We start from the raw sequence: 23,004 nt of genomic DNA, 5'->3' as shown, positions 1-23,004 counted from the left end.
TCACCTCTCAATTGCTCGTGACGTTGGATGAAGAGCCCTCCGTCGCAGCGTCGCCCTTATCGTCGTCCGCGGATTTCGGCCCTTCGACGACAACCTCCGTCACCGGGTCGTACACGGAGTTGAACGCGTCCTCGTGCAAGACGGCGCCGGATTCGTCCTTCACCGTGCGGATGACCGTGATGGTGCGTCCGTCGGTGCCCCGCGTCTTGACGTAGCTCGTGTTCGGCGCGAGCGTCTCGTCGACCTTCGTCCTGGTCGCGTATTTCTCGCCCTCGCCCCAATCGCCGGTCGTCGTGGACACGAGGTATCCGGGATCGACTCCGTATAGTGTAGCGGTTACGGACCCGTCCACACAAGAAAGACGCACCAAAACATCGCTGGCGGAATCGTTTTCCCATACGAGGTCCAAATCGGGCCAGCTGACCGCCGCATCGCGGCCCGTGGGGTAGCTGGCGATGTAGAGCGAGTGGTTGTGCCGCGTGAGCACGGGGAAGCCCGCGTTGTGCACGGCGTTGAACATGGTGGTCGCCACCTGGCAGATGCCGCCGCCGATGGCGTCGTCGTACTCGCCGTCCACGATGGCGCCGGCGCCCTTGAAGCCGCGCTCCTCGGTGCTGCAATCCCCTGCCGTCCCGTTGAACGACCAGCTGTCGCCGGGCTTCACCACGGAGTTGCTGAGGAATTGAGACACGAGGGCGATGTTGTGGTTGCGCGCTTCGGTGCCCGGACCGGTGGTGTACTCGGTGGTGTAGGCGGCGATGGTGCCGATCACGCCGAGCTCCATCGCCTCGTCGAACGGCATCGTCTCGGGAGCCGGGCCCGACCCGATGGCCACCTCGACCGGCTCGTCGGCGCCTGCGCCCGCAAGCGCCTTGCCGTCCTCGCCGAACAGCGCCGCGTCGAGCCGGGAGACGGCCTCGGCGACGAGCGGGATCGTGCCCGCGCCCTGGGTGCGCACGCTCACCTGGTCGCCGTCCACTTCGAACGTCGCGCGCACCGCATCGCCCTTGCTCACCTCGGCCACGTGCGCCAGCAGCGCCGGCTTCGCCTTCGCCGCGTCGACGAACGCCACGAGCGAGGAGCCCTCGACGCGCGTGCCCACCCAGCCGCCGATGTCGGAGGCCGAGGCGCTCCACGTGGCGCCGTCGTAGGCGAAGCGGGCGCCGTGCGCGATGGCGGCGTTCACGGCGTCGCACGTGGCCTGGGCGGCGGCTTCGTCCACGCGCAGGGGCGCGTACTCCGTCTGGGCCACGAACGACCCGCTGCCGCCCTCCTGCCCGAGGAAGATGCCGTCGAGCGTCCGCTTGAGCGCGTCGCGGTTCACCATGGACCCGTCATGGCCTGCGGTCACCGCGGCCGTGCCGTCTTCGACGGCGATGCCGTAGTCGACGCGCGGGTCGCCGATGGCGGCGTCGATGTCGGCGGCCAGCGACTCGATGGCGGCGTCGGCGTACGCGGCGCGCGGTTCGAGCTCGCGGCCCGAGACGAGCGCTGCGAGGCGCGCGAGGATGCCGCCGTCCTCTCGTCCCACCGCGAGCGCCTCGGCGGCCAGCTCCTCTGCCGGCACGTGGGCCTCGAGCGACGAGGCGTCGGCCGTCCAGGCCAGCTTGTTGGCGCGGGCCTCCTCCACCGCCAGCTGCTCGGCCAGCGCGGCGTCCTGAGCGGCGGCCGCCTCGTCGGCGATGCGCGAGGCGGCCTCGTCGTTCGCGTAGACGGTGACGGTGCCCTGGGCCAGGCGGGCGCCGTAGGTTTCCTCGATAAGGGCGACCAGCTCGTCGGCCGTCTTGCCGGCAGCGTCGATCTGGCCCACCCGCACGCCCGGATAGGCCTTGCCCGCGTTCATGCCGAAGTCCGCGAGGCCGCCGACGAGCGCCACCGCCACCACGACGAGGGCTACGAGGGCGATGCGGCTGCGCGCCACGAGATGCGCGAGCGCGCGCAGCAGCGCGGCCAGCCCTGTGCCCGCAAACGCGACGAGCGCCAGCAGCGCGCTTCCCACGGCTCCGAGGATGCGGCGCACGGGGCCGCGCCCGCCTGCGGCGGCGGAGCGCGGGGCGTCCTTCGTCCAGACGGCGGGAGCGTTGTAGGCGCGGGCGTCGCGCGGGCGCTGCGCGGAGGCGCGGGGCGCCCGGGAGGCGCCCGCGTTCGCGCGCGAGCGGCGCGAGGGCGGTTGCGACGGCTGGCGGCGCGCAGGCGCGGCGCCGCGATGGGAGGCGCGGCCGTACGAATCGCGCTGCGTCGAGGGCGCAGGGCGACCGGAGCCAGCGGGGCGTTCGGAGCGCCCTGCGCCCGTTCGTCTCGGCGTCCGGTCGGTCATCGGCTACCGCGCGCTTTCCGCCTGCACGCCCTGGGCGGCGCGCACGCTCCGCAGCGCGGCGACGACGTAGTAGGCCGTGGTGGCGAGAGCCAGCACAAGGCCGGCGTACACGAACCAGATGCCCCACGAGCAGGGCAGCGCGTTCAGGCCCGGCAGCCACGCCGCGTCGACGAGGCCGAGCCCCGGGACGAGCGGCCAGTTCAGCAGCAGGCCGGCGAAGCCCACGAACAGAAACGTCGTGGCCACCTTGCCCGGGAAGATGACGGCCACGCGCACGCGGAAGCGTTTGAGCAGCACCGCGCCGCCCACGAGCAGAGCCAAGTCGCGCACGAGCACGACGAGGATGATCCACAGCGGCAGGCGCCCCACGAGGAACAGCCCGCACACGCCCGCGATCATGAGGATGCGGTCGACCGCCGGGTCGAGCAGCTGGCCCAGGCGCGACACGGCGTTCGTGCGGCGCGCGATCTGCCCGTCGATCCAGTCGGTGCCCGCGGCCAGCGCGTACAGGAGCGTGGCGACGATGTTGTAGCCGTTGAACAGCAGCACGAGGAAGATGGGCACGAGGCAGAGCCGAACGAACGATATGACGTTCGGCACGGTGAAGATGCGGTCGCTCACCTGGTCGGCTGCGCAGCCCTCATCCTTGCGTCCCATACAAGCATCCTTCCCTTCCATGCGCGTCCCTCGACGCAAAAACCGGGCCCAGCGCCCAGGCCCGGTCGAACGTGATCCGATAGTCCACCATTCTAGCAGGTTTCCCCCATCCCCCGCCCTTGTTTCACGCTTCAACAGCTTTTCCATTCGCCGGAGCACGCCGGCTCGCCACCGCAGCGCTGCCTGCTCTTCGGAAGCGACGAGCGCGCCGGCGAACGCGGCACCCTTGACGAGCCCGCGCCGCCTGCCTTCGCAGTGCATTCGATCGCCGATGCGCGCGCCCACGAAGCGGGAAGCGTGGCCAAGACAGCCCCGTCCGACCCGTTCGTCCGGGTTCAAGGCCTTGCGCCGGCGAAGTCGCGGTTCGTGGCAGAAAAACGCCGAAATTCGTCATCTGACGGCGCCTGCACGGGGGCGTTTTCCGCCAACGGACGCGCTGGATGCTCCCCACCAGGCAAAACGCGGCCCAGCGCATCCGCCCCGCGCCTCGACCGTGCTCGACGAGGCCGACGACGACGAATAACTCGCAAAACCTGCCACGAACCGCGATTTCGCCGACGCGGACCCAACGCAAGAAGCCCCGCTCGACGAGCGGGGCTTCCGGGTCGCGCGTTTTGCGGCGCGGCGCTTACGCCGTCTTCTTGGTCTCCGGGACCTCGAAGGCGTCGACGTGCTTGCTCGTCGCGGGCGGCGTGTACGCGGGCTCCATGGTCAGGCAGTCCTTCGGGCACTCGCGCACGCAGCTGCCGCACTGCACGCAGCGGAAGCGGTCGATCGTCCAGGTGCGTCCCGGCTTGTCAACCGTGATGGCGGCGCAGGGGCAGCGCTTTTGGCAGATGCCGCACAGGATGCAGCGGTCCACGTCGTTCACCACATGGCCCTTGAGGCCCGCGGGAGGCGTTTTCGTCTGAACGGGGTACAGAAGCGTCTCGGGCTTCTTGAACAGGCCTCCGAGTGTCATCTTTCCCAGCTTGAAGCTTCCCATGGTCCTCCTACCTTTCCGTGCAGCTGATGCAGGGGTCGATGGTGAGCACGATCATGTTGACGTCGGCCAGATCGCAGCCGGCCAGCGCCGTGGCCATGCCGGCCAGGTTCTGCGACGTGGGCGTGCGCATGCGCATGCGGTCGAGGAACTTCGTCCCGTTGCCGCGCGCGTAGTAGTAGCACTCGCCGCGGGGCTGCTCCACCACGTTGGCAGCCTCGGCGCCGGCCGCGGGCGAGCCCTTCACGTCGACGGCGATGTCGCCTGCGGGGATCTTGGCGATCATCTCCTCGATGATGTCGATGGACTGCAGCACTTCGAGCGCGCGCACCTTCACGCGGGCGTAGCAGTCGCCCTGGCCGTCGAGGATGGGCTGGAAATCGCTCAGGAAGCCGTAGCCGCCGTTGCCCAGCATGCGCACGTCGTAGTTCACGTTGGAGGCGCGTGCGAACGGGCCCACCATGCTCATGCCGAGCGCGTCCTCGTGGCTGATGTAGCCCACGCCCACGGTGCGGTTCTTCACCGAGGTGTCCTTGAGGAAGGCGTTGCACAGCTGGCGGTAGTCGTCCTTGATGCCCTCGAGCACGCGCTTCATCTCGGCGAACTGGGCGTCGTCGATGTCGCGGACCACGCCGCCCACCTTGACGACCGAGAAGATGACGCGGCCGCCCGTGGTCTTCTCGAAGATGTCGAGCACGCGCTCGCGCAGACGCCAGCAGTGCATGAACAGGCTCTCGAAGCCGAACGCGTCGGCCGCGAGGCCCATCCACAGCACGTGGGAGTGGATACGCGAAAGCTCGTGCCAGATGACGCGCAGGTACTCGGCGCGTTCGGGGATCTCGACGCCCATGAGCTTCTCGACAGTCTCGGCGTAGCCCATGGAATGCCCGAACGCGCAGATGCCGCAGATGCGCTCGGCCACGTAGATGAACTGGTTGTAGTCGCGCGTCTCGACGAGCTTCTCGAGGCCGCGATGGATGAAGCCGATCTGGGGAACCGCCTCGATGACGGTCTCGTCCTCGACCACGAGGTCGAGGTGCAAAGGCTCGGGCAGCACCGGGTGCTGGGGGCCGAACGGGATGACGGTCGCCTTTCCCATGCTACTCTCCTTCCTTTTCTGCTTCCGCTTTCGCGGCTTCGCGCGCGGCCTTGGCCTCGAGGGCCGCCTTCACCTTGGCGGCCTTCTCCTGGTCGAGGTTCGCGATCTTCTCGTCGGCGGCCGCCTTCTTGGCTGCCTCGGCCTCGGCGGCGGCCTTCTTGGCCTTCGCCGCGATGCCGGCGCGCACGCGCGCCACCTTCTCGGGATCCATGCCGGCCAGGCGCGTCTCCAGATCGTCGTCGCCGGACGGCTCGATGACGCCCTCGCGCTTCGGCTTCGCGTCGGGATGATCGGCGACGAACGACGCGTTGGCCTTCGCCGCCTTGGCGGCCTTGGCGGCGGCCAGCTTCTTGGCCTTCTCGCGCGCGGCATGCTGCTCGGGCGAGACGATGGTCATGGGCTCTTTCTGCGCGAGCGCGTAGAAGTTGCCGCCGAAGTCGATGGCGATGCCCTTGATGTCCATGCCGAACAGGTCGTGCGCCTCGTTCTCGAACACGAACGCGGCCAGGAACTGGTCGGTGACGCTGGGCACGACGGTGCCCTTCTTCACCGCCTTGATCTCGTGGTTCGTCAGCACGCCGTCCTTCATGAACGAGTAGACGAGGTCGATGCCGTCCTCGGTGTTCACGCACAGCATCTGCACGAAGCGCGCGCCTTCGGCCTTCTTCTCGGCCGCGAGCGCCGGCAGGCCCTCGACGGTCAGGGGGATGAACTCGGATCGCAGGGTCATGACCTCACGCCCCTTTCTTCTGCGCCTGCAGGGCTTTCGACTTCTCTTCCAGGATGCCGAGGCCCTGCACGACCGCGTCGATGATGGCCTCGGGTCGCACGGCGCAGCCGGGCGCGTACACGTCCACGGGAATGGCCTGGTCGACGCCGCCGATCACGTTGTAGCAGTCGTGGAAGATGCCGGCCGAGCATGCGCAGATGCCGCACGCGATGACCACCTTCGGCTCGACCATCTGGTTGTAGATCTCCTGGACCACGCCGATGTTCTGCTCGTTCACGCTGCCCGTGACGAGGAAGATGTCGGCGTGCTTGGGGTTGCCCGTGTTGATGATGCCGAAGCGCTCGACATCGAAACCGGGGCACAGCGCGGCCAGCACTTCGATGTCGCAGCCGTTGCAGCTGGAACCGTCGTAGTGGATGACCCACGGTGATTTGGTTGCATACGTCATAGGTGCAGCTCCTTTACAGGTAGGCCAAGAACGCGATGTTCACGCCGCCCGCGACGAGGGCAACGCCCCACGCCGACGCCAGCAGGGCCTGCCACTTCACGCGAGCGAAGTTGTTGTCGATCCAGATCTCCAGGAAGTACACGAGCGCCACCACCACGAGCGCAAGCACGATGGACAGCGGGTTTCCCCAGAGGAAGAACAGCGCGGTCCAGCCGAGGAACAGCACGTTCTCGCACCAGTGCATGATCTCGACCTTCGCGAGCGTCTTGCCGCTCATCTCGGTGGTGATGCCCTTGACGATCTCCTGGTGGGCGTGGTGCGAGTACGACAGGTCGAACGGCGACTTGCGCAGCTTGATGGTGAGCACGAACAAGAAGCCCAGGAACACGAGCCAGATGTTCGCCACTACGGGCGCGTCGAGGAAGAACACGCCGGCCGAGTTGAACGTGCCCGACGCCATGTAGAACGCCACGGCCATGAACAGCACCATGGGCTCGTACGCCATGACCTGCAGCGTCTCGCGGTTCGCGCCGATCTCGGCGTACGGCGAGCGCGTCGAGTACGCGGCCACGATGAAGAACAGGCCCGACAACGTGATGACGAAGACGCTCATCAGCAGGTTGCCGCCGGAGAAGAAGATGCCGCCGGCGATGAGGGTGAACACGAGGGCGCACGTGATGTAGGTGCCCTCGGTGGAGTTCACCGACACGTTGTCCTTCTCGATGAGCTTGCGCACGTCGTAGTACGGCTGCAAGAGCGGAGGCCCCACGCGACCCTGCATGCGGGCCGAGATCTTGCGGTCGAGTCCCGCGAGCAGGCATCCCAGGACCGGCGCGACGATGGCGAAGACGAGGGTGCCGATGAGAGCGAACAGCATAGTCATGTCAGATCACACCCTTTCCTAGAACAGTCCCGGAACGCCCACGGCAGCAGCCGCGAATGCGATCACGATGATGATGGTGCAGCACGCGGTGCCGAAAGGCGAGATGCGCTTCTCGCCGAAGATGCCCTCGAGGTACCAGTTGCGCGCCGATGCGGTGGACTCGCCCGACAGCGAGTTGGAGAACGTGCGCTCTGCGTTGTCGCGGCTCACGCCCGCCAAGTAGATGTCGACCTTCTTGGCCTTCGAGCGGCCGAGGCCGGCGAACAGCACCACGGCGATGAACGCCGACAGGATGGAGGCGATCCACAGGTTGGACGACGAGATGTCCTGACCGACGGCGCCGTACACGCTGTAGATGTAGGGCTCGACCACGGCCCACGAGATGATGGGCAGGCCCACGCAGCACAGGATGACGAGCACGGCCATGACCATGATGGCCACCCACTCGCTCGTGTGCACTTTGACCTCGACGTTCTCGGGTCGCGCGGCGATGCCGGAGAGCTTGCCCAGCCACTTCGCCCAGAACATGAACGTGGCGGCGGAGCCGAACGCCAACAGCACGATGAGCGCCACCTGGCCGGTATCGGCGAAGGAGACGAGCGTGGCCCACTTGGCCAAGAGCATGCCGAACGGGGCGATGAACATGCACAGGATGCCGAGCATCATGAAGCGCGCGAGGCGCGGCATGCGCTCGAACAAGAGGTCCATGTCCTCGATGTCGCGGCTGCCGATGTGGTGCTCGGCGGTGCCGACGCACAGGAACAGCAGCGACTTCGCGATGGCATGGAACAGCACGAGGAACGTCGCCGCCCACACGGCCTCCTTCGTCCCGACTCCGGCGCAGGCCACGATCAGGCCGAGGTTGGCGATGGTCGAGTACGCGAGCACGCGCTTGGCGTTGGACTGCGAGATGGCCATGAACGAGCAGAAGAGGAACGTGAGCCCGCCCACGAGGATGACCATGACCGACGGCACGGGGCACGCCATCATGATGGGTGCCAGCTTGATGAGCAAGAAGACGCCGGCCTTCACCATCGTGGAGGAGTGCAGCAGCGCGGAGGTGGGCGTAGGCGCCACCATGGCGCCGAGCAGCCACGTGTGGAACGGCATCTGCGCGGCCTTCGTGAGGCCCGCGAACGCGAGCGCCGTCACCGGCAGCACGACGAGGCCGGGGTTGGCGATGCCGATCTGCAGGAACTCGAGGAACGACAGCGTGTTGAACTGGATGGCCATGACGTACAGGGCCGCGAGGAACGCGATGCCGCCGAGGATGTTCATGATGATCTGGCGGAAGGCGTTCTTGATGGCCTCCTCGGTGCGCGTGTAGCCGATGAGCAAAAACGAGCACACCGTGGTGATCTCCCAGCCGGTGAACAGCCACAGCATGTTGTTCGAGAACACGATGAGGAACATCGCGGCCAAGAAGACGAACATGAGGGCGAAGAACGTCGGACGGCGGTCCTTCGCGCCCTCGGGCTCGTGCGCCTGGAAGTCCTCCATGTAGCCGAGGGCGTACACGCAGATGCCGGAGCCGATGACGCCGATGATGAACGCCATGAGCAGCGACAGCGAGTCGAGGTACAGCCCTTCGGTCACGAGGATGTCGTGGGCGAAGCCGAACTCGAACACGAGCGAGCCGACCACCTGGACGGCGGCGAGCACGCAGGCCCACACGTTCTTGTACTTGATGCCGAAATACAGGATGGCCACGGCGATGAGCACGCTGACGGCCATGCAGATGTAATCGACCACCGGGGAGTAGAACTCATACGTTATCCATGGAGCTCCCAGATAGGATACGACGAGCCACACCGACGCCAGCCCGATGACGAGCGCGGAAGCTCCCACAATCACGTTTCTCGCTCGGTTGTTGCGCACCACGAGCAGGATGCCGGCAACAACCAGCGGGAAAAGGATTAAAAACCCGAGCATAGCCACGTAGTTTCCCCCTTTACCTTTACCGATTGCACTTGAACAATAAAAGCGAGCGATATCGCCCGCGCTGCCACTCTACCAGAGAAAAGTGAACGGTCGGATGACAGGCCCCCTCCGGAGGCGATTGTTCGGTAAAAGGGTGCCAACGGCGAATACGGATGCGACCAATGGCAACACGTCTTTGGCAAACGGCGTCGCGTTACCCGTTCGTTTCCGGGTCGTAACCTTCTCGCTTTTCGTTGTGCGCTTGCACAAAAGAGACGGCGCCGTCCCGGCGCAGCTAGAGCCTGCGCGGAGATTCAGGCTTCCTCCCCGCCTCCACGGCGCGCAGTCTCCGCCACTCGACGGCCAGGAAGCCGCCTACGATCAGCGTCGAGGTGATGTCGGAGATCGACGGCGCCAGCCACACGCTCTCGAGCGCCGTGATGGGCAGTATCTGCGGCAGCACGACCGGGCAGAACACGAGCAGCGGGATGAGGAACAGGATCTGGCGCGTGAGCGTGAGCACGGTGGCCTTCGCCGCCTGGCCCGTGGCGTCGAAGTAGTTCGAGCCGATGGTCTGGATGGGCAGGATGGGTATGAACATGAGGTACAGCACGAGCGCCCAAGCCGTCTCGCCCATGTACTGCTCGGGCAGGCCGAAGAGGTGCGCGTACATATCGGGCGCGAGGATGACCGTGGCCCACAAGGGCGTCGTGATGGCGATGCCGAGCGCGATGGCCTGCCCGAGCACGCGCTTCATGCGGCCGTAGGCGCGGGCGCCGTAGTTGTAGCCGATGATGGGCTGGGCGCCCATCGAGATGCCCATGGCCGGCATGAACGTGAACAGGCCCACGGCCGACAGCACGCGCATCACCGCCAGCGCGCCGTCCACGCCGAGCGCGTCGGCGGAGCCGTACAGCACGAGCAGGTTGTTCTCGATCATCGACGACACGGCGAAGCCCAGCTCCATGACGCAGGGCGCGATGCCGAGCGCGCAGACGCGCAGCGCGATGCGCCCGTCGATGGCGAGCGAGGCGCGGCGCAGGGGCATCGGCGAGTCCTTCTTGAGGAAGAACTGCATAACGAACAGGGCCGACAGCGCCCACGAGCACACGGTGGCCAGGCCCGCGCCGCGCATGCCGCCGTCGAGCACGATGATGAACAGGTAGCCCAGCACCACGTTCGCGCCCGTGCCGACGAGCATGGAGCCCAGCGCGCGGTTGGGATGGCCGGCCGTGCGGATGAAGTTGTTCATGCCGAACGCGATGAACTGCAGCGGGCAGCCCGCGACGATCATCGTCATGAAATCGAGCGCGAGCGGCAGGACGGCGTCGTCGGCGCCCGAATAGCGCAGGATGGGCTCGAGCGCGAAGAGCGCGACGGCCCACAGCACTGCGGTGGCGATGAGCAGCAAGACGAAGCTGTTCCCCACCACGCGCTCCGCCACGTCCTTCTTGCGCTCCCCCAGCTTGATGGCCGCCAGCGCGTTGCCGCCCACGCCCACGAGCATGGCAACGGCCACCATCGCCGTCATCATGGGGTTCGCCACCGTCGTGGCCGCCAGGCCGTCGGCTCCCACGGCGTGCCCCACGTACACCGCGTCGATGACGTTGTACAGCATCTGCACGAGCACGCCCGCCACCGCCGGGATGGAGAATTCCAGCAGCAGCTTGAACGTGCTCTCGGTGCCGAGGCGATCGATCTTCTGGTCGTTGCCGGGCGCGAGGGCGCCTTCCGTCGTCTCTTCGGTTCCGTGCATGATTCGCTTCGCTCCATACGTGCGCGAGCATGCGCCCCGGCCGCGGCTCCGCGCGCGGCGGGCCGTCGGATGAAGCGCATGCTCGATGGTTTCCCGGGTTGTCCCGGCAGACGGGCTTGCGGCGGAGCTCCCGCGAGGGGCTCGACGCACCTGCAAGGCTCGGGTCATCCCGAGCGGCCACCAGTATACGTGACCCGGCCGCCGACCACAACCCGAAAGCCCTCCTGCGGGCGCAGCCTGCGAACGCGCCCTCCTCGCTTACGCGGCTCCGTACACCAGCACCTGGGCGACCAGCAGGACGCCGCCGAAGATGAGCACGAACAGCACCATGGGCCACACGAACTTGAGCCACTTGGAGTACTTCATGTCCAGCATGGTGAGCGTGGCCAGCACGAGGCCGGTGGGCGCGAGGTAGAGCATGGCGTACTGGCCCCACTGGTAGGCGCACACCACCACCGAGCGCGGGATGCCCACGGTGTCGGCCAGGGGCGCCATGATGGGCATAGACAGCACGGCCAGGCCCGACGACGAGGGCACCACGAAGCCCAGCAGGAAGAAGATGAGCATCATGACGATGATGAAGACGGGTCCGGTCATGCCCTGCACGAGGCCCGACGACCAGAACAGCAGCGTGTCGGAGATGAGCCCCTGCTCCATGATGAGGTTGATGCCGCGCGCCAGCCCGATGATGAGCGACACGCCCACGAGGCTCGACGCGCCGTGGATGAACGCATCCACCACCTTCTTCTCGGCGATGCCCGACAGGAACATGATGACGATCGCGATGGCCAGAAACGAAGCCGCCATCTGTGGGAACCACCAGCCCTGGCTCACGACGCCCCACACCATGATGGGAAACGCCGCCACGAACAGCACGAGGATGGCCTTCTTCTTGAGCGTGAAGCCGGTCGCACGCGCCTCCTTCGTCTCCCCTGTCTCCACGTTGTACAGCTTCGCGAACTTCTCGCGGTCCTCGTAGGTGTAGGAGAACGTCGGGTCGGCCTTGATCTTGCGGCTGTACCAGTACAGGTACGCGATGACCACGACGGCGCCCACGATGCAGCCGGCGATGCGCCATTCGATGCCCTGCGTGAAGTTCACGCCCGCCGCGTTCGAGGCGATGACCACGGAGAACGGGTTGATGGTGGAGAACGTCGTGCCCATCGACCCGGCCAGGAAGATGGCGCCCACGCAGATGATGGAGTCGTAGCCGAGCGCCAGGAATATGGGCACGAGGATGGGGTAGAAGGCCACGGCCTCCTCCTCGAGGCCGCAGGTGGTACCGCCGAGGACCATGAGGGCGCTCACGAGGAACACGAGCAGGAACTCGTGGCCCTTCGTCTTCTTCGTGAGGGCCATGAGGCCCGACTCGAACGCGCCGCTCGCGTTCACGACGCCGATGAGGCCGCCCAGCACGAGGATGAACACCATGATGTCGGCGGCCTCCACCGTGCCCGACACCATGCTCACCGTGATGTCGGCGATGCCCTTGGGCTGCTGCTCCAGGCGCTCGTAGGTGTCGGGCACCGAGATGGGCTTGGACAGCGCGCCCGAGGTGAACTGGTCGATGCCGATGTTCACGCCGATGGCGTCGAGCGTCTCCTGCGTGGCGGGCTCCTCGCTCACCGCGCCCTGGGGGCTCGTGATCTGCAGCATGCCGGAGTCGGCGTTGTACGCGAGCTTCGCGTACTGGCCCGCCGGCACGAACCAGGTGGCGGCCACCGCGACGATGGTGAGCGCGAACAGGATGGTGAACGCGGTGGGAAAGCTGAGCTTCCGCTTCTTCTTGGGCGGATCCTCCTCGGGCGAGGCGGTGCTGGTGGGCAGTGCGGTTTCCGTCGACATGCGGTCCCCTTTCGTCTACCTTCGTCGTTTCGTTCCGTACGTTTCGCACGCTGGCCTCATCGTGTCGCGCCCCCGGTCACGCGGGCAGTCCTAACCAGGTGGTAGGAGCGGGTGTATTTCGGTTGTAGAGGCGTTTGAGCTGGCGCGTTGCGGCCAATCGTCTATACTGTTCGGGATATGCGCCCCTGCGGGCGCGTGGCGGCGACGACGAACGAGGACGCGCATGGACATGGGGCTCGGTCTTTTCTACTACACGCTCATCGTGCTCTTGGCCGTCATCCTGACGGCGGCGACGTGCCTCGCCTCGTTTCTGGTGACGCGCAACAAGACGTACCGCTACGCGTTCGCCGGCTTCCTGTTCTACTTCTTCGACGTCGCGCTCGTGTTCCAGGACGACTTCCTCATGCAGCGCGCCGCCGACGCGTCGGCCACCCCCTTCTTCATCGGCAGCCCGGTCGCCTCCATCCTTATCGGAGGGGGCGCGCTCGTATCGTTCTGGCTCGTGCTGTGCGAGTACCTGGAGGAGCGCAGGCCGGCGGTGCGCTGGATGCCAGGCGCGGCGTTCGCGCTGGCGAGCGCCGCCGCGCTGCTGCTCGTGCCCGCGGGCAACGGCCAGATGTTCCTGTTCTACAGCATGCGCGAGGCTCTGCTGTACGCGATGCTCGTCTACCTCGCCGTCCGCTACGTCGCCACGCGCGACGACGTGCTGCGGCTGCGCATGCGGCGCCACCGCGCCCTCTACGGCGCGCTCTGGGCGCTCGTCACGTGCGTGCTGCTGGAGAACGTCGTGTTCCTGCTGCTCGTCGACCCGCATGCGTCAGGAGGCCGGGCGCTGCCCTTCTTCCCCGAGCGCAACTTCGCCGAGAACGCCCTCGTGCTGTGCTGCGCGTTCGCAGCCTGCACGAGCGCCTGGAGGAACCTGTCCCTGAGGCGCGCCGAGCCGCCCACGCAGGGCGGCGCGTCGCTCGAGACGTTCATCGACCAGAACCTCGTGGCCTACGCGGCCGCACGCCAGCTGTCGAAGCGCGAGGCCGAGGTGCTCAGGCTCGTGCTGCTGGGCAAGGACAACCAGAACATCGCCACCTCCATGCACCTCGCGCCGAGCACCGTCAAGGTGCACATGCACCACATCCTCCAGAAGGCCGGGCGCGCGAACCGCAAGGAGCTCATCCAGGATTTTTGGGAATTCTCCTAAAATCGCGCCCGCGCTGTCAGGATCCGTGCGTCTGGATCGTATCGAAGGTGAAGCGACGTTGCCCGGAAGATGACAGGAAACGGACACCCTATGCGCAAGCGACAACCCGAAAACGAGGCGGAGCGGCTCGTGCGCACGTACGCCGACCTCATCCTGCGCCTGAGCTACACGTACCTCAAGTCCACGCACGATGCGGAGGACATCTGCCAGAACGTGCTGATCAAGCTGCTGCAGGGCGGGCGCGCGTTCGAGAGCGCCGAGCATGAGCGCGCCTGGGTGGTGCGCACGACGGCGAACGCCTGCAAGGACGTGCTGCGCAGCGGGCGGCGACGCACGTCGGTCGCCCTCGAAGCCGCAGCCGGGGCCGCCGCGCCCGAAGCGCCGGACAGCGACGTGCTCAACGCGGTGATGGCGCTGCCGCAGGCCTACCGCGAGGCCGTGTACCTGCACTATTACGAAGGATACACGGCGCGGGAGATCGCGCAGATGACCGATCGCACCGAAGACGCCGTTGCGGCGCATCTGAGCCGCGGGCGCGCCAAGCTGCGCGCCGCGCTGGAAGGAGCCGACGATGATCGATGAGTACAAGGCAGCCCTCGACGAGCTGCGGTTCTCCCCCGAAGCGAAGCGGCGCCTGGCGCAGGCCCTCGAGGCTGCGGCCGCGCCCGAGCGTCCGCGTCGCGCATCCCGCCGAACCCGCACCCTCGCGATAGCCGCGGCCGCGGCCCTCCTCGCGCTCGTCGTCGGCTGCACGGCGTACGCGGCTGGGATATTGGGGCGCCCGGCCGCGAAGGCGGAGACGCTTCCGGCAACCGAGGTGGTCGACCGCGTCGGACGGCCCGTCGCGAGCGCTTCGTCGAACGGCGTCACCGTCACTGCCGAGGCCGTCGTGGGCGACCGATCCAACTACGCCGTCGTGCTGAGGGTCGCGAAGGACGACGGCACGGCCTTCGAGGGGATCCGGAAGAACGAGGACGGCACGCTGGCGCTCAGGTTCGGGAACCTGGCAACCGTCACGATCGACGGCGCGCCGTCGCGCGGCACCGCCTCGTACTTCTTCGATGCCGACCCCGACGACAACGCCATCCAGTTCGTGAAGGCGAGCACCATCGACACGCACGGCGGCGGCAGCTTCCTCGGCAGGCCCGTGCGCGTGAAGCTGCTCGACCTCATGGCCCTCGACGAAGACGGCGAAGCGCGAACCCTCGTGGAGGGCGCCTGGAGGATGAGCTTCCTCGCCAACTGCGCCGATCTGTCGAGAAACGTGCCGGCTGGTCAGACGTTCGCCTTCGACGAGGGCACCGCCACGATCAACGCGATCACGATCTCCCCTTTGAGCTTGTCGGTCGACCTCATGATCGACTTCCCGATCGGGTTGGGCCCGACCGGAGCCGGCACGCCGGAGTCGAAGCGCCTGCAAGAGCGGCCCTTGACGGTGAACATGAAGGACGGCACCGTCGTCGACGCGACGCGGAAAGGCGGCGGGGTCGAGGTGCGGGAGCAGACGACGGTCACCGACAAGCACGTGGCGTTCGACCGGTTCCTCGATCTCGACGAGGTGGCGTCGATCACGGTCGGAAGCGTGGAGATACCGATAAGCTCCGTACCGCCCTCGCGATGATGCGGTCTACGCGCAGGCCAACGGCGGCGTGGCACGGGACGGGCCCCTATGCGTTGCAAAATCGGGTTTTTGGCGGTTTCCCCGAGGCGCTTTCGAAGCGCCTCGGGACATCGTCCCAGTTCACCGTTTTCCGGCAGGTGCGAAACGGCAGCCGCGGCATGCGTCGGGCGACCAAAAACCCGATTTTGCAACGCATAGGGGCCGGCGCCTTCGCCTTTTTCGAGCGAGCACGCCGAGGGCCGGAAGCGTGCGCTCCCGGCCCTCGGCGTCCAGTCGATCGGCAGCGGCGTTACGCGCGCTTGCCGGTCAGCAGGTTGATGACGGCGATGAGGATCACCGATCCGATCAACGCAACTAAGAACGACCAGAGGTTGAACCCGGTGAAGCCCGCAGCGCCGAAGAAGCTCATGACGAACCCGCCGATGAGCGCGCCGACGATGCCCGTCACGATGTTCTTGATGAGGCTGCCGTCCGTCTTCATGATCATGTTCGCGATCCAGCCGGCCAAACCGCCGATGATGATCCATACGATGATGCTCATGTCCTATCCTTTCCTCGGATGCTCGTAGATGATGAAGGAAAGGATAGACGAGCAACGCCCTCAGAACAGCCTGACCAGAAAGCCGTATGCAGCCTGTTGGCGGTTGGATGCCGCTTCGTGAGCAGCGCCGCCGCGCAAAAAAGGCCGGGGAGCGCTCCCCGGCCTTCTCGTTCATCCGATGCGCAAGCAGGTTACTTGACCGGCGGGGTGCCCTCGGCGTTGCCGAAGATCGCGTCGATCTGCACGAGCGCGTCCATCGGGAGCGCCGCGGTGCCCACCGCGCGGAACGCGGGAGCGCCGGTGAAGTAGCGGGCGCACACGTCCTCGACGGCGGCAAGGTCGTCGATGTTCTTCAGGTAGACGTTCACCTTGACGGCGTCTTCCATCGTATGGTCGACGTTCTCGATGATGGCCTTGATGTTCTTGCACGCCTGCTCGGCCTGCTCGGCAACGCCGCCGGCGACGAGCAGGCCCGACGCGGCGTCGACGCCCAGCTGCGCCGAGATGTTGTTGTAGTGCGAGAACGCGACGCTCTGCGTGGAGAGCGGGCTCGTGGGGGCCGCGTCGGTGTCGTTCGCCTCGATGATGAGGCCGTGACGGGCTTCCACTTCCTGCGGCGGCGTGCCGTCGCCGTGCGACACCACGGCTTCGATCTGCACGAGCGCGTGCATCGGCAGCTCGGCGACCTCGACCACCGTGCGGGCGGGCACGTAGGCCACGGCGCGGGCGATGCCCGAATCCGGGAAGAAGCGCGTGTACACGTCGTTCACGGCGTCGATGTCGGAGAGGTTCTTCAGGAAGACGGTGACCTTGACGATGTCGTCGAACGGAACGTCGATGCTCGTCAGGATCGCCTTGATGTTCTTCAGGCACTGGGCAGCCTGCTCGGCAACGCCGCCGACCACGATCTGGTTCGACACGGGGTCGATGGGCAGCTGCGCGGTCAGGTTGTTGTAGTGCGAGAAGGCGACGCTCTGCGAGGACAGGCCGTCGTAGGGAGCGTTGTGCGTGTTGTTCACGTACTTCACGAGGTCGTTGGCCTGCGGCTCGTTGGGGATGGTGCCCTCGCCGTTGACGAGGAGCGCTTCCACCTGCACGAGCGCGTCCATGGGCAGCGCCGCGACGGCCATGGCCGTGCGGGAAGGAACGTAGGTCGGGAAGAAGGCGCGGAACACCTCGTCGACGGCGTCCATGTCGCGAATGTCCCGCACGAAGACGGTGAGACGCGCGACGTCGTTCAGCGAGTGGTCGATGCTCTCGACGATGGCCTCGAGGTTCTCGAAGCACTGCTCGGCCTGCTCGAAGATGCCGCCTTCGACGAGCGCGCCGGTCTCGGGGTCGATAGGAAGCTGGGCCGAGATGTTGTTGTAGTGCGAGAACGCCACGGTCTGCGCGTGACGGTCGTTCTGGGGGGCCGCTTCCGTGTTGCGCGCCAATACTACGTTATCACCGCTCATAGATCGTTTCCTCCTTTATGAGTGCTTCGCTTACGTTCCTGCGGAACGCTCCGTATGTCCGGAGGGCTGTAGTATAACGTTTTGTGCAGGTGCACAATTCGATTCTGGGAAGATTTCCGATCCGCGGCGAGGCGCCTCAGCGACCGTTCGCCGCCAATAGTGGAAACCCCTCCCCCGCCATGCAGAAAACGGGATCGAAAGGAGCGTTTCATGCAGGATTATCGCGCCTACCGTTCACCGATTGCTATCCCGCCGCGTCACCTTCTGTTCACAGGATGCCCACGATATCGCCACGAGCGGCCCGACGCAAGAAAACAGGCCACCGGGCTGATGCCCGATGGCCTGTTCTACGTTGCTGGTCGGGTTGACAGGATTTGAACCTGCGACCCCTTGACCCCCAGTCAAGTGCGCTACCAAACTGCGCCACAACCCGTTGTGCTTGTCCGGTCGCTCAAGCAAGCTTCCCAAACAGCGTTGACTATATTAACGGTAACCTCGGTGCTTTGCAAGAAGAAATTTGCATCTTCTCGTTCGTTCTTCTCGTTCGTCGCATCCCGAAGCCCTCATTGGACGCGAAGCGCAACCGGAGAGCAGCGTCGGCCCGAATACGCTTTTTGATCAAAAAGCGTATTCGGGCCGACGCCTCGATCGGCGGATGCAGGCAAGCGCCCGACTACGCCAGGAACTGGATGGCTTTGTCGAGGATCTCGTCGGCGAGGCGGGTCTTCGACATGCGGGGCAGCTCCTCGATGTCCTCGTCGTCCACGAACCACACCACGTTGTCGTCGGCGCCGAAGGCGCGGCCGCCGCCCACTTCGTTGGCCACCACGAGGTCGGCGTGCTTGGACACGAGCTTCTTCTCGGCGTTCGCCACCACGTCGTTCGTCTCCGCGGCGAACCCGACCACCACCTGGTGCTCCTTGCGCGCGCCCAGCGTGGCCAGGATGTCGGGGTTCTCCACGAGGTCGATGGTGCCCAGCTCGGCGTCGGCGATGCCCTTCTTCAGCTTGTGCCCGGCCGCCTCGCGCGGGCGCATGTCGGCCACCGCCGCCGCGAAGATGGCGATGTCGGAGTCCTCGAAGGCCTCCTCTGCGGCCGCGTACATGTCGCGCGCCGTCTTCACGTGCACCATGTGCACGCCCTGGGGCGCGGGGAGCGAGACGGGGCCCGACACGAGCGTCACGTCGGCGCCGCGCAGCGCCGCCGCGCGGGCGATGGCGTAGCCGGTCTTGCCCGAGGAGTGGTTGGAGATGTAGCGCACCGGGTCGATGGGCTCCACGGTGGGGCCTGCGGTGATCATGACGCGGCGGCCGGCCAAGTCGCGCTTCACGCCCAGCTCGTCGAGCGTGGCCGACACGATGTCGTCCACCTCGGCCAACCGGCCCTTGCCGATGTCGCCGCACGCCAGGTAGCCGTCGCCGGCGTCGATGAAGCGCGCGCCGCGGATGTGCAGCTTGCCGATGTTGTAGCGCGTGGCGCCGTTCTCGTACATGTTCACGTTCATGGCCGGCGCGATGACGAGCGGTGCCGTGGTGGCGAGCGCCGTGGTGGTCAGCAAATCGTCGGCGATGCCGTTGGCGATCTTGGCGATGACGTTCGCGGTGCACGGCGCGATGAGGAAGACGTCGGCCTCCTGCGCGAGCGACACGTGGTGGATGGGGTCGGAGGGGTCGTCGAACAGCCCGACGGCCACCGTCTCGTGCGTGAGCGCGCGGAACGTCGTGGGTCCCACGAACTCGGTCGCGTGCTCGGTCATGACCACCTTCACGCGCACGCCGGCCTTTTGCAGGCCGCGCACGATCTCGCACGACTTGTAGGCGGCGATGCATCCCGTCACGCCCAGCAGCACGGTTTTCTGCGCGGGGTTCGCCGCGCCGTCGTTTGCGTTAGCCACGAGGATCCTCCTCTATATACGGACGCAGCACGTCGGCGAGCACCCGAAGGTGCGCGCGGCTGCGGTCGAGGCAGGGCACGTAGGTGAAGCATGCCTCGTCCGGCGTGCGGCCCGCCTGCTTGATCTGGTCGAAGTAGAACGGCTTGAGCTCGTAGTCGATGTCGTAGAGCGTCTCCAGGCAATCGACGGCGAAGTTCGGGCAGATGAAGAACACGCGCTTCACGCCTGCCTCGGCCCACCGCGTGAGCACGTCGCGCGTGTACGGCGAGAGCCACTCGCGGCTCTTGTCGAAGCGGCATTGATAGCCGATGGTCCAACGATTGCGATCGATGCCCAGTTCGCTGGCTACCTGCAGGCTGGTGGCGCCCGTCTGCAGCTCGTAGGTGTCCCCCGCCTCGATGTCCACGAGCGGGATGGAGTGGTACGAGAACAGCACCTTGTCGTCGGAATCCACCTTGAACCCGGCGTGCTCGATGGACGCGGCGATGGCGCGGATGTAGGTGGGGTCGTCGTGGTAGTTGTCCACGAAGTCGCACGGCACGTCCCAGCGCGCCTTCTTGAGCGCGCGCTCCACGCTGTCGGACACCGAGCCGGTGGTCGAATACGCGCTTTGCGGGTACAGCGGCAGCACGACGAGCTTCGTGCAGCCCGCGTCCTTGAGCTCGCGCACGCAGTCGAGCACCGACGGGTCGCTGTAGCTCATGGCGCAGCGCACCATGGCACCGAGGCCCTCCTCATCGAACGCGGCGCCCAAGCCGGCCGCGAGCTTCTCGTGGGCGATCGTGAACGGCGAGCCCTCGTCCGTCCATATCTTCTCGTACTTCTCGGCCGACGCGCGCCCTCGCTTCGGCAGGATGAACAGATGGAGGATGAACCACCATCCCACGCGGTTCATCGGCGCGATGCGCTTGTCCATCAAGAATTTGGCGAGGTACTTCCGCACGGCCCGGGGCTTGGGCACGGCGGGCGTGCCGGTGTTCACTAAAAGCACCCCTGAGCGCTTCGGCTGTGGCACGATGCTCATCACCTTCCTGCGGCGTAGACATGGCGAAACGGTTGAATTCCGCCCTTGAAAATCTGTTATAGTTTAGCCCATTGACTATTGATAGGGCAGGTGAATGGAGAAAGAACCGAAAAAATCGGCTGCGGAATTACCGTCGCGACAGGCCGTAACGCCCGATCGCGAACCCGGCGCCGGCTCCACCTCCTGCGACAGCGCGGCGCCGCATCCGGGCATCCTCCGCGAGATCGGCAAGGAGGCGCGCGAGCAGGTCCGCCCGAACCAGGGCTATCTCAAGATCGACTACTTCACGCTGTTCTGGCTGTTCATGGCCGGATGCGTGTTCGGGCTCGTGGTGGAGACGGCGTTCCACGCCATCGTGTACGGCGGCTACGAGAGCCGCGCCGGCCTCGTATGGGGGCCGTTCTCGCCCATCTACGGCGTGGGCGCGGTGGTGCTCACTGCGTCGCTCAACCGCTTCTACCACTCGCACAACCTCATCATCTTCCTCATCGCCATGCTGCTGGGCTCGGTGATGGAGTACACCACGAGCTGGCTCATGGAAGCGCTGTGGGGCGCGATCGCCTGGGATTACAGCGGCACGTTCGGCAGCATCAACGGGCGCACGAACTTCGCGTTCGGCGTGATGTGGGGCCTTTTGGGCCTCGTGTGGGTGCGCACGATCCTGCCGTTCATCAAGCGCGTGTTCTCGCACGTCGATTCCAAGAGCGCGGTCGCGCGGCTCGTGACCGCGGCGCTCAGCCTGTTCATGGCGGCCAACATCGCCGTCACCGTGATCGCGCTCGACCGCGAGGGCCAGCGCGCCGCCGGCGTGCCCGCCACCACCTGGGAGCAGCGGTTCCTCGACGAGCATTTCCCCGACAGCTACCTCCAATCCCGCATGCAGAACATGAGCGTGTACGGGAAAGGGTGAGACGGAGGGACGGGGTAATTGTCTCATTCAGCGAATGAGACAATTACCCCGTCCCTCCGTCTCACCTCCCCTGTCTCACCGCAACTGCGGCCTCGGGGCGTCTTCGAGCAGGGCACGCACTTCCTCGCCGGCTGCCGTGCGGCCGGCGCTGCGGCCGGCGAGGCCGTCGAGGGCATCCTGCAGGTCGGCGGGAAGGTTGTCCGCGAAGCGGAGGGCCTCGCCGGTGAGGGGATGCTCGAAGGCCAGCTGGAACGAATGGAGGAACTGGCGGTCCAGGCCGAGATCGGCTGCGGGGGCGCTCGGGGACCCCGAGACGTACACCGGGTCGCCCACGAGCGGGTGCTTCGCATACTCCATGTGCACACGGATCTGATGCGTCCGGCCCGTGAACAGCTTGCAGTCGATGAGCGTGTAACCGTCGTCGCGCGGCCCGTGCTCGAAGCGCTCGAGCACGCGGAACGTGGTGATCGACTCGCGGGCCGATTGCGTGTCGCGGACGGCCATGCGCGTGCGCTCCTTTTCGGCGCGCGCGATGGGAGCGTCGATCATGCCCGTGTCGTGGGCGATCACGCCGTGCACGAGCGCCAGGTAGCGGCGGTCGACCGCGCGGTCGCGGATGTCGGACATGAGCGCGTAGCCCACCTCGTCGGTCTTCGCGGCCAGCATGAGGCCGCTCGTGTCGCGGTCGAGGCGGTGCACGATGCCCAGGCGGTCGTCCTCGCCCTGCACGTTGCACAGATGCTCGGCGCCGCAATGGTAGATGAGGGCGTTCACCAGCGTGCCGTCGTCGTGGTCGACCGACGGATGGCACACGAGCCCCACCTGCTTGGACAGCACGATGAGGCCGTCGTCCTCGTAGCGGATGTCGAGCTCGATGGGCTGTCCGGTCAAGGGGCCCGGCGCCGCGGTCTCCTCGACCTGGTACACGATCGTGTCGCCTGCGGCCACGAGGTGCTTCTTCGCCACCGCCGCTCCGTTCACGAACACGAGCCCCTCGTCCACGGCGCGCGCCGCCGCACTGCGGCTGGGATACAGCCCGCGCGCGGCCAGCAGGGCGTCGAGGCGCTGCCCCGCGTCGTCGGCGGAGGCGCCGTAGCTCAGCAGGCGGCTCATCGGGCGTCGGTTCCTTCGTCGCGCGCGTCGTCGGGCACGGCGTCAGCTTCGGCGGCGGAGGCTGCCGCGGCATCGATGCGGTCCTCGTGACGCCAGCTCAGCAGCACGCCGACGAGGAACAGCACGAACCCGCACGTCACGCCGATGTCGGCCACGTTGAACACGGGGAAGTCGATGAACACCGGCTCGATGAAGTCCACGACGTAGCCCAGCGTGAAGCGGTCGAACGCGTTGCCGAGGCCGCCCGCCACCACGAGCGCCACGCCCACCACCTGCGCCATGTTCGGACGGCGCACGAGGAAGAACAGGTACACCGTGAGCAGCACGCACACGATGAGCGACATGACGCCCAGAAGGAACGTCGAGTCGCCGAACATGCCCCATGCGGCCCCGGTGTTGTGCACGAGGTGGAACCGCACGAGGCCGAGCAGCGGCCCCGTGACGACCTCGCCCACGGCGTACGAGCCGTTGAAGTAGCTCTTCGTGAGCGTGTCGAAAGCGAGCCATGCGAGCGCGACGATGCCGAACACGAGCGTGTTGCGCGAGCGCTTCGAACGTTCGGGGTCTTTCGGCTCCGCTCCCGCGCCGCCTTGCTCAGGCTGATTGGGCATG

Annotated in this window: 21 protein-coding genes and 1 tRNA gene; 5 read left to right on the top strand and 17 right to left on the bottom strand. The window is 66.6% G+C overall.

Going from position 1 to position 23,004, the window contains the following annotated elements:
- Window positions 1-7: 7 nt before the first annotated feature.
- From C1A15_RS10280 to C1A15_RS10235, 10 genes are all read right to left on the bottom strand, one after another.
- Window positions 8-2,317 carry a VanW family protein gene (locus C1A15_RS10280; RefSeq protein WP_101722480.1) on the bottom strand — a complete coding sequence of 770 codons (2,310 nt, stop codon included), beginning with the start codon at window positions 2,315-2,317 and terminating at the stop codon, window positions 8-10.
- Between the two features lie 3 nt (window positions 2,318-2,320).
- Window positions 2,321-2,974: a CDP-alcohol phosphatidyltransferase family protein gene (locus C1A15_RS10275; protein ID WP_101722479.1), complete on the bottom strand. Its 654-nt coding sequence runs from the start codon at window positions 2,972-2,974 to the stop codon at window positions 2,321-2,323.
- 628 nt (window positions 2,975-3,602) lie between these two features.
- Window positions 3,603-3,959 carry a 4Fe-4S binding protein gene (locus C1A15_RS10270; protein WP_101722478.1) on the bottom strand — a complete coding sequence of 119 codons (357 nt, stop codon included), beginning with the start codon at window positions 3,957-3,959 and terminating at the stop codon, window positions 3,603-3,605.
- 7 nt (window positions 3,960-3,966) lie between these two features.
- Complete coding sequence (locus tag C1A15_RS10265; RefSeq protein ID WP_101722477.1) at window positions 3,967-5,055, bottom strand: hydrogenase large subunit; 1,089 nt, start codon at window positions 5,053-5,055, stop codon at window positions 3,967-3,969.
- A gap of 1 nt (window position 5,056) precedes the next feature.
- Window positions 5,057-5,785, bottom strand: coding sequence for an NADH-quinone oxidoreductase subunit C (locus C1A15_RS10260; RefSeq protein ID WP_101722476.1), 729 nt, complete (start codon window positions 5,783-5,785; stop codon window positions 5,057-5,059).
- Between the two features lie 4 nt (window positions 5,786-5,789).
- A complete protein-coding gene (locus C1A15_RS10255; protein ID WP_009306980.1) occupies window positions 5,790-6,233 on the bottom strand; it encodes an NADH-quinone oxidoreductase subunit B family protein in 444 nt (147 codons plus the stop codon).
- Between the two features lie 13 nt (window positions 6,234-6,246).
- On the bottom strand, window positions 6,247-7,116 hold the full coding sequence (locus tag C1A15_RS10250) for a complex I subunit 1 family protein (protein ID WP_101722475.1): 870 nt from the start codon (window positions 7,114-7,116) through the stop codon (window positions 6,247-6,249).
- 18 nt (window positions 7,117-7,134) lie between these two features.
- Window positions 7,135-9,048, bottom strand: a complete 1,914-nt coding sequence (locus C1A15_RS10245; protein ID WP_180953148.1) for an NADH-quinone oxidoreductase subunit 5 family protein — start codon at window positions 9,046-9,048, stop codon at window positions 7,135-7,137.
- Window positions 9,049-9,331: 283 nt separating this feature from the next.
- Window positions 9,332-10,792: an MATE family efflux transporter gene (locus C1A15_RS10240; protein ID WP_101722473.1), complete on the bottom strand. Its 1,461-nt coding sequence runs from the start codon at window positions 10,790-10,792 to the stop codon at window positions 9,332-9,334.
- A 258-nt stretch (window positions 10,793-11,050) separates the two neighbouring features.
- Entirely contained in the window at window positions 11,051-12,637 is a 1,587-nt protein-coding gene (locus C1A15_RS10235) for a YfcC family protein (RefSeq protein WP_101722472.1), read from the bottom strand.
- A 223-nt stretch (window positions 12,638-12,860) separates the two neighbouring features.
- Here C1A15_RS10235 and C1A15_RS10230 point away from each other — a divergent pair, with 223 nt between their 5' ends.
- From C1A15_RS10230 to C1A15_RS10220, 3 genes are all read left to right on the top strand, one after another.
- Entirely contained in the window at window positions 12,861-13,832 is a 972-nt protein-coding gene (locus C1A15_RS10230) for a helix-turn-helix transcriptional regulator (RefSeq protein ID WP_101722471.1), read from the top strand.
- 90 nt (window positions 13,833-13,922) lie between these two features.
- Window positions 13,923-14,414, top strand: coding sequence for an RNA polymerase sigma factor (locus C1A15_RS10225; RefSeq protein WP_101722470.1), 492 nt, complete (start codon window positions 13,923-13,925; stop codon window positions 14,412-14,414).
- Window positions 14,404-15,453, top strand: coding sequence for a DUF4179 domain-containing protein (locus C1A15_RS10220; RefSeq protein ID WP_101722469.1), 1,050 nt, complete (start codon window positions 14,404-14,406; stop codon window positions 15,451-15,453). Before C1A15_RS10225 ends, C1A15_RS10220 begins: the two co-directional genes overlap by 11 nt.
- A gap of 289 nt (window positions 15,454-15,742) precedes the next feature.
- Here C1A15_RS10220 and C1A15_RS10215 read toward each other — a convergent pair whose 3' ends face one another.
- A complete protein-coding gene (locus C1A15_RS10215; protein ID WP_101722468.1) occupies window positions 15,743-15,994 on the bottom strand; it encodes a GlsB/YeaQ/YmgE family stress response membrane protein in 252 nt (83 codons plus the stop codon).
- A 191-nt stretch (window positions 15,995-16,185) separates the two neighbouring features.
- On the bottom strand, window positions 16,186-17,451 hold the full coding sequence (locus C1A15_RS10210) for a RidA family protein (RefSeq protein ID WP_101722467.1): 1,266 nt from the start codon (window positions 17,449-17,451) through the stop codon (window positions 16,186-16,188).
- A 210-nt stretch (window positions 17,452-17,661) separates the two neighbouring features.
- Between C1A15_RS10210 and C1A15_RS17020 the strand changes: the two genes are divergently transcribed.
- Complete coding sequence (locus C1A15_RS17020) at window positions 17,662-17,829, top strand: hypothetical protein (protein WP_180953070.1); 168 nt, start codon at window positions 17,662-17,664, stop codon at window positions 17,827-17,829.
- Here C1A15_RS17020 and C1A15_RS10205 read toward each other — a convergent pair.
- From C1A15_RS10205 to hemH, 3 genes are all read right to left on the bottom strand, one after another.
- A tRNA-Pro gene (locus tag C1A15_RS10205) sits at window positions 17,808-17,884 on the bottom strand. The two genes, C1A15_RS17020 and C1A15_RS10205, sit on opposite strands and share 22 nt — an antisense overlap.
- Before the next feature lie 240 nt (window positions 17,885-18,124).
- Window positions 18,125-19,345 carry a bifunctional phosphopantothenoylcysteine decarboxylase/phosphopantothenate--cysteine ligase CoaBC gene (gene coaBC / locus C1A15_RS10200; RefSeq protein ID WP_101722466.1) on the bottom strand — a complete coding sequence of 407 codons (1,221 nt, stop codon included), beginning with the start codon at window positions 19,343-19,345 and terminating at the stop codon, window positions 18,125-18,127.
- Window positions 19,338-20,369, bottom strand: a complete 1,032-nt coding sequence (hemH, locus tag C1A15_RS10195) for a ferrochelatase (protein WP_101722465.1) — start codon at window positions 20,367-20,369, stop codon at window positions 19,338-19,340. Before hemH ends, coaBC begins: the two co-directional genes overlap by 8 nt.
- A gap of 94 nt (window positions 20,370-20,463) precedes the next feature.
- Here hemH and C1A15_RS10190 point away from each other — a divergent pair, with 94 nt between their 5' ends.
- Entirely contained in the window at window positions 20,464-21,279 is an 816-nt protein-coding gene (locus tag C1A15_RS10190; RefSeq protein ID WP_101722464.1) for a putative ABC transporter permease, read from the top strand.
- Between the two features lie 75 nt (window positions 21,280-21,354).
- Here C1A15_RS10190 and C1A15_RS10185 read toward each other — a convergent pair whose 3' ends face one another.
- Both C1A15_RS10185 and lspA read right to left on the bottom strand, forming a co-directional pair.
- Window positions 21,355-22,392, bottom strand: coding sequence for an RluA family pseudouridine synthase (locus C1A15_RS10185; RefSeq protein WP_101722463.1), 1,038 nt, complete (start codon window positions 22,390-22,392; stop codon window positions 21,355-21,357).
- Window positions 22,389-23,003, bottom strand: a complete 615-nt coding sequence (lspA, locus tag C1A15_RS10180; protein ID WP_245864993.1) for a signal peptidase II — start codon at window positions 23,001-23,003, stop codon at window positions 22,389-22,391. The genes C1A15_RS10185 and lspA overlap by 4 nt, the downstream gene beginning before the upstream one ends.
- Window position 23,004 lies beyond the last annotated feature (1 nt).

Origin of the sequence: Eggerthella timonensis (assembly GCF_900184265.1) — a bacterium.
GTDB lineage: Bacteria > Actinomycetota > Coriobacteriia > Coriobacteriales > Eggerthellaceae > Eggerthella > Eggerthella timonensis.
The sequence above is the reverse complement of the archived record's forward strand: the minus strand, read 5'-3'. Positions and strand labels throughout refer to the sequence as shown.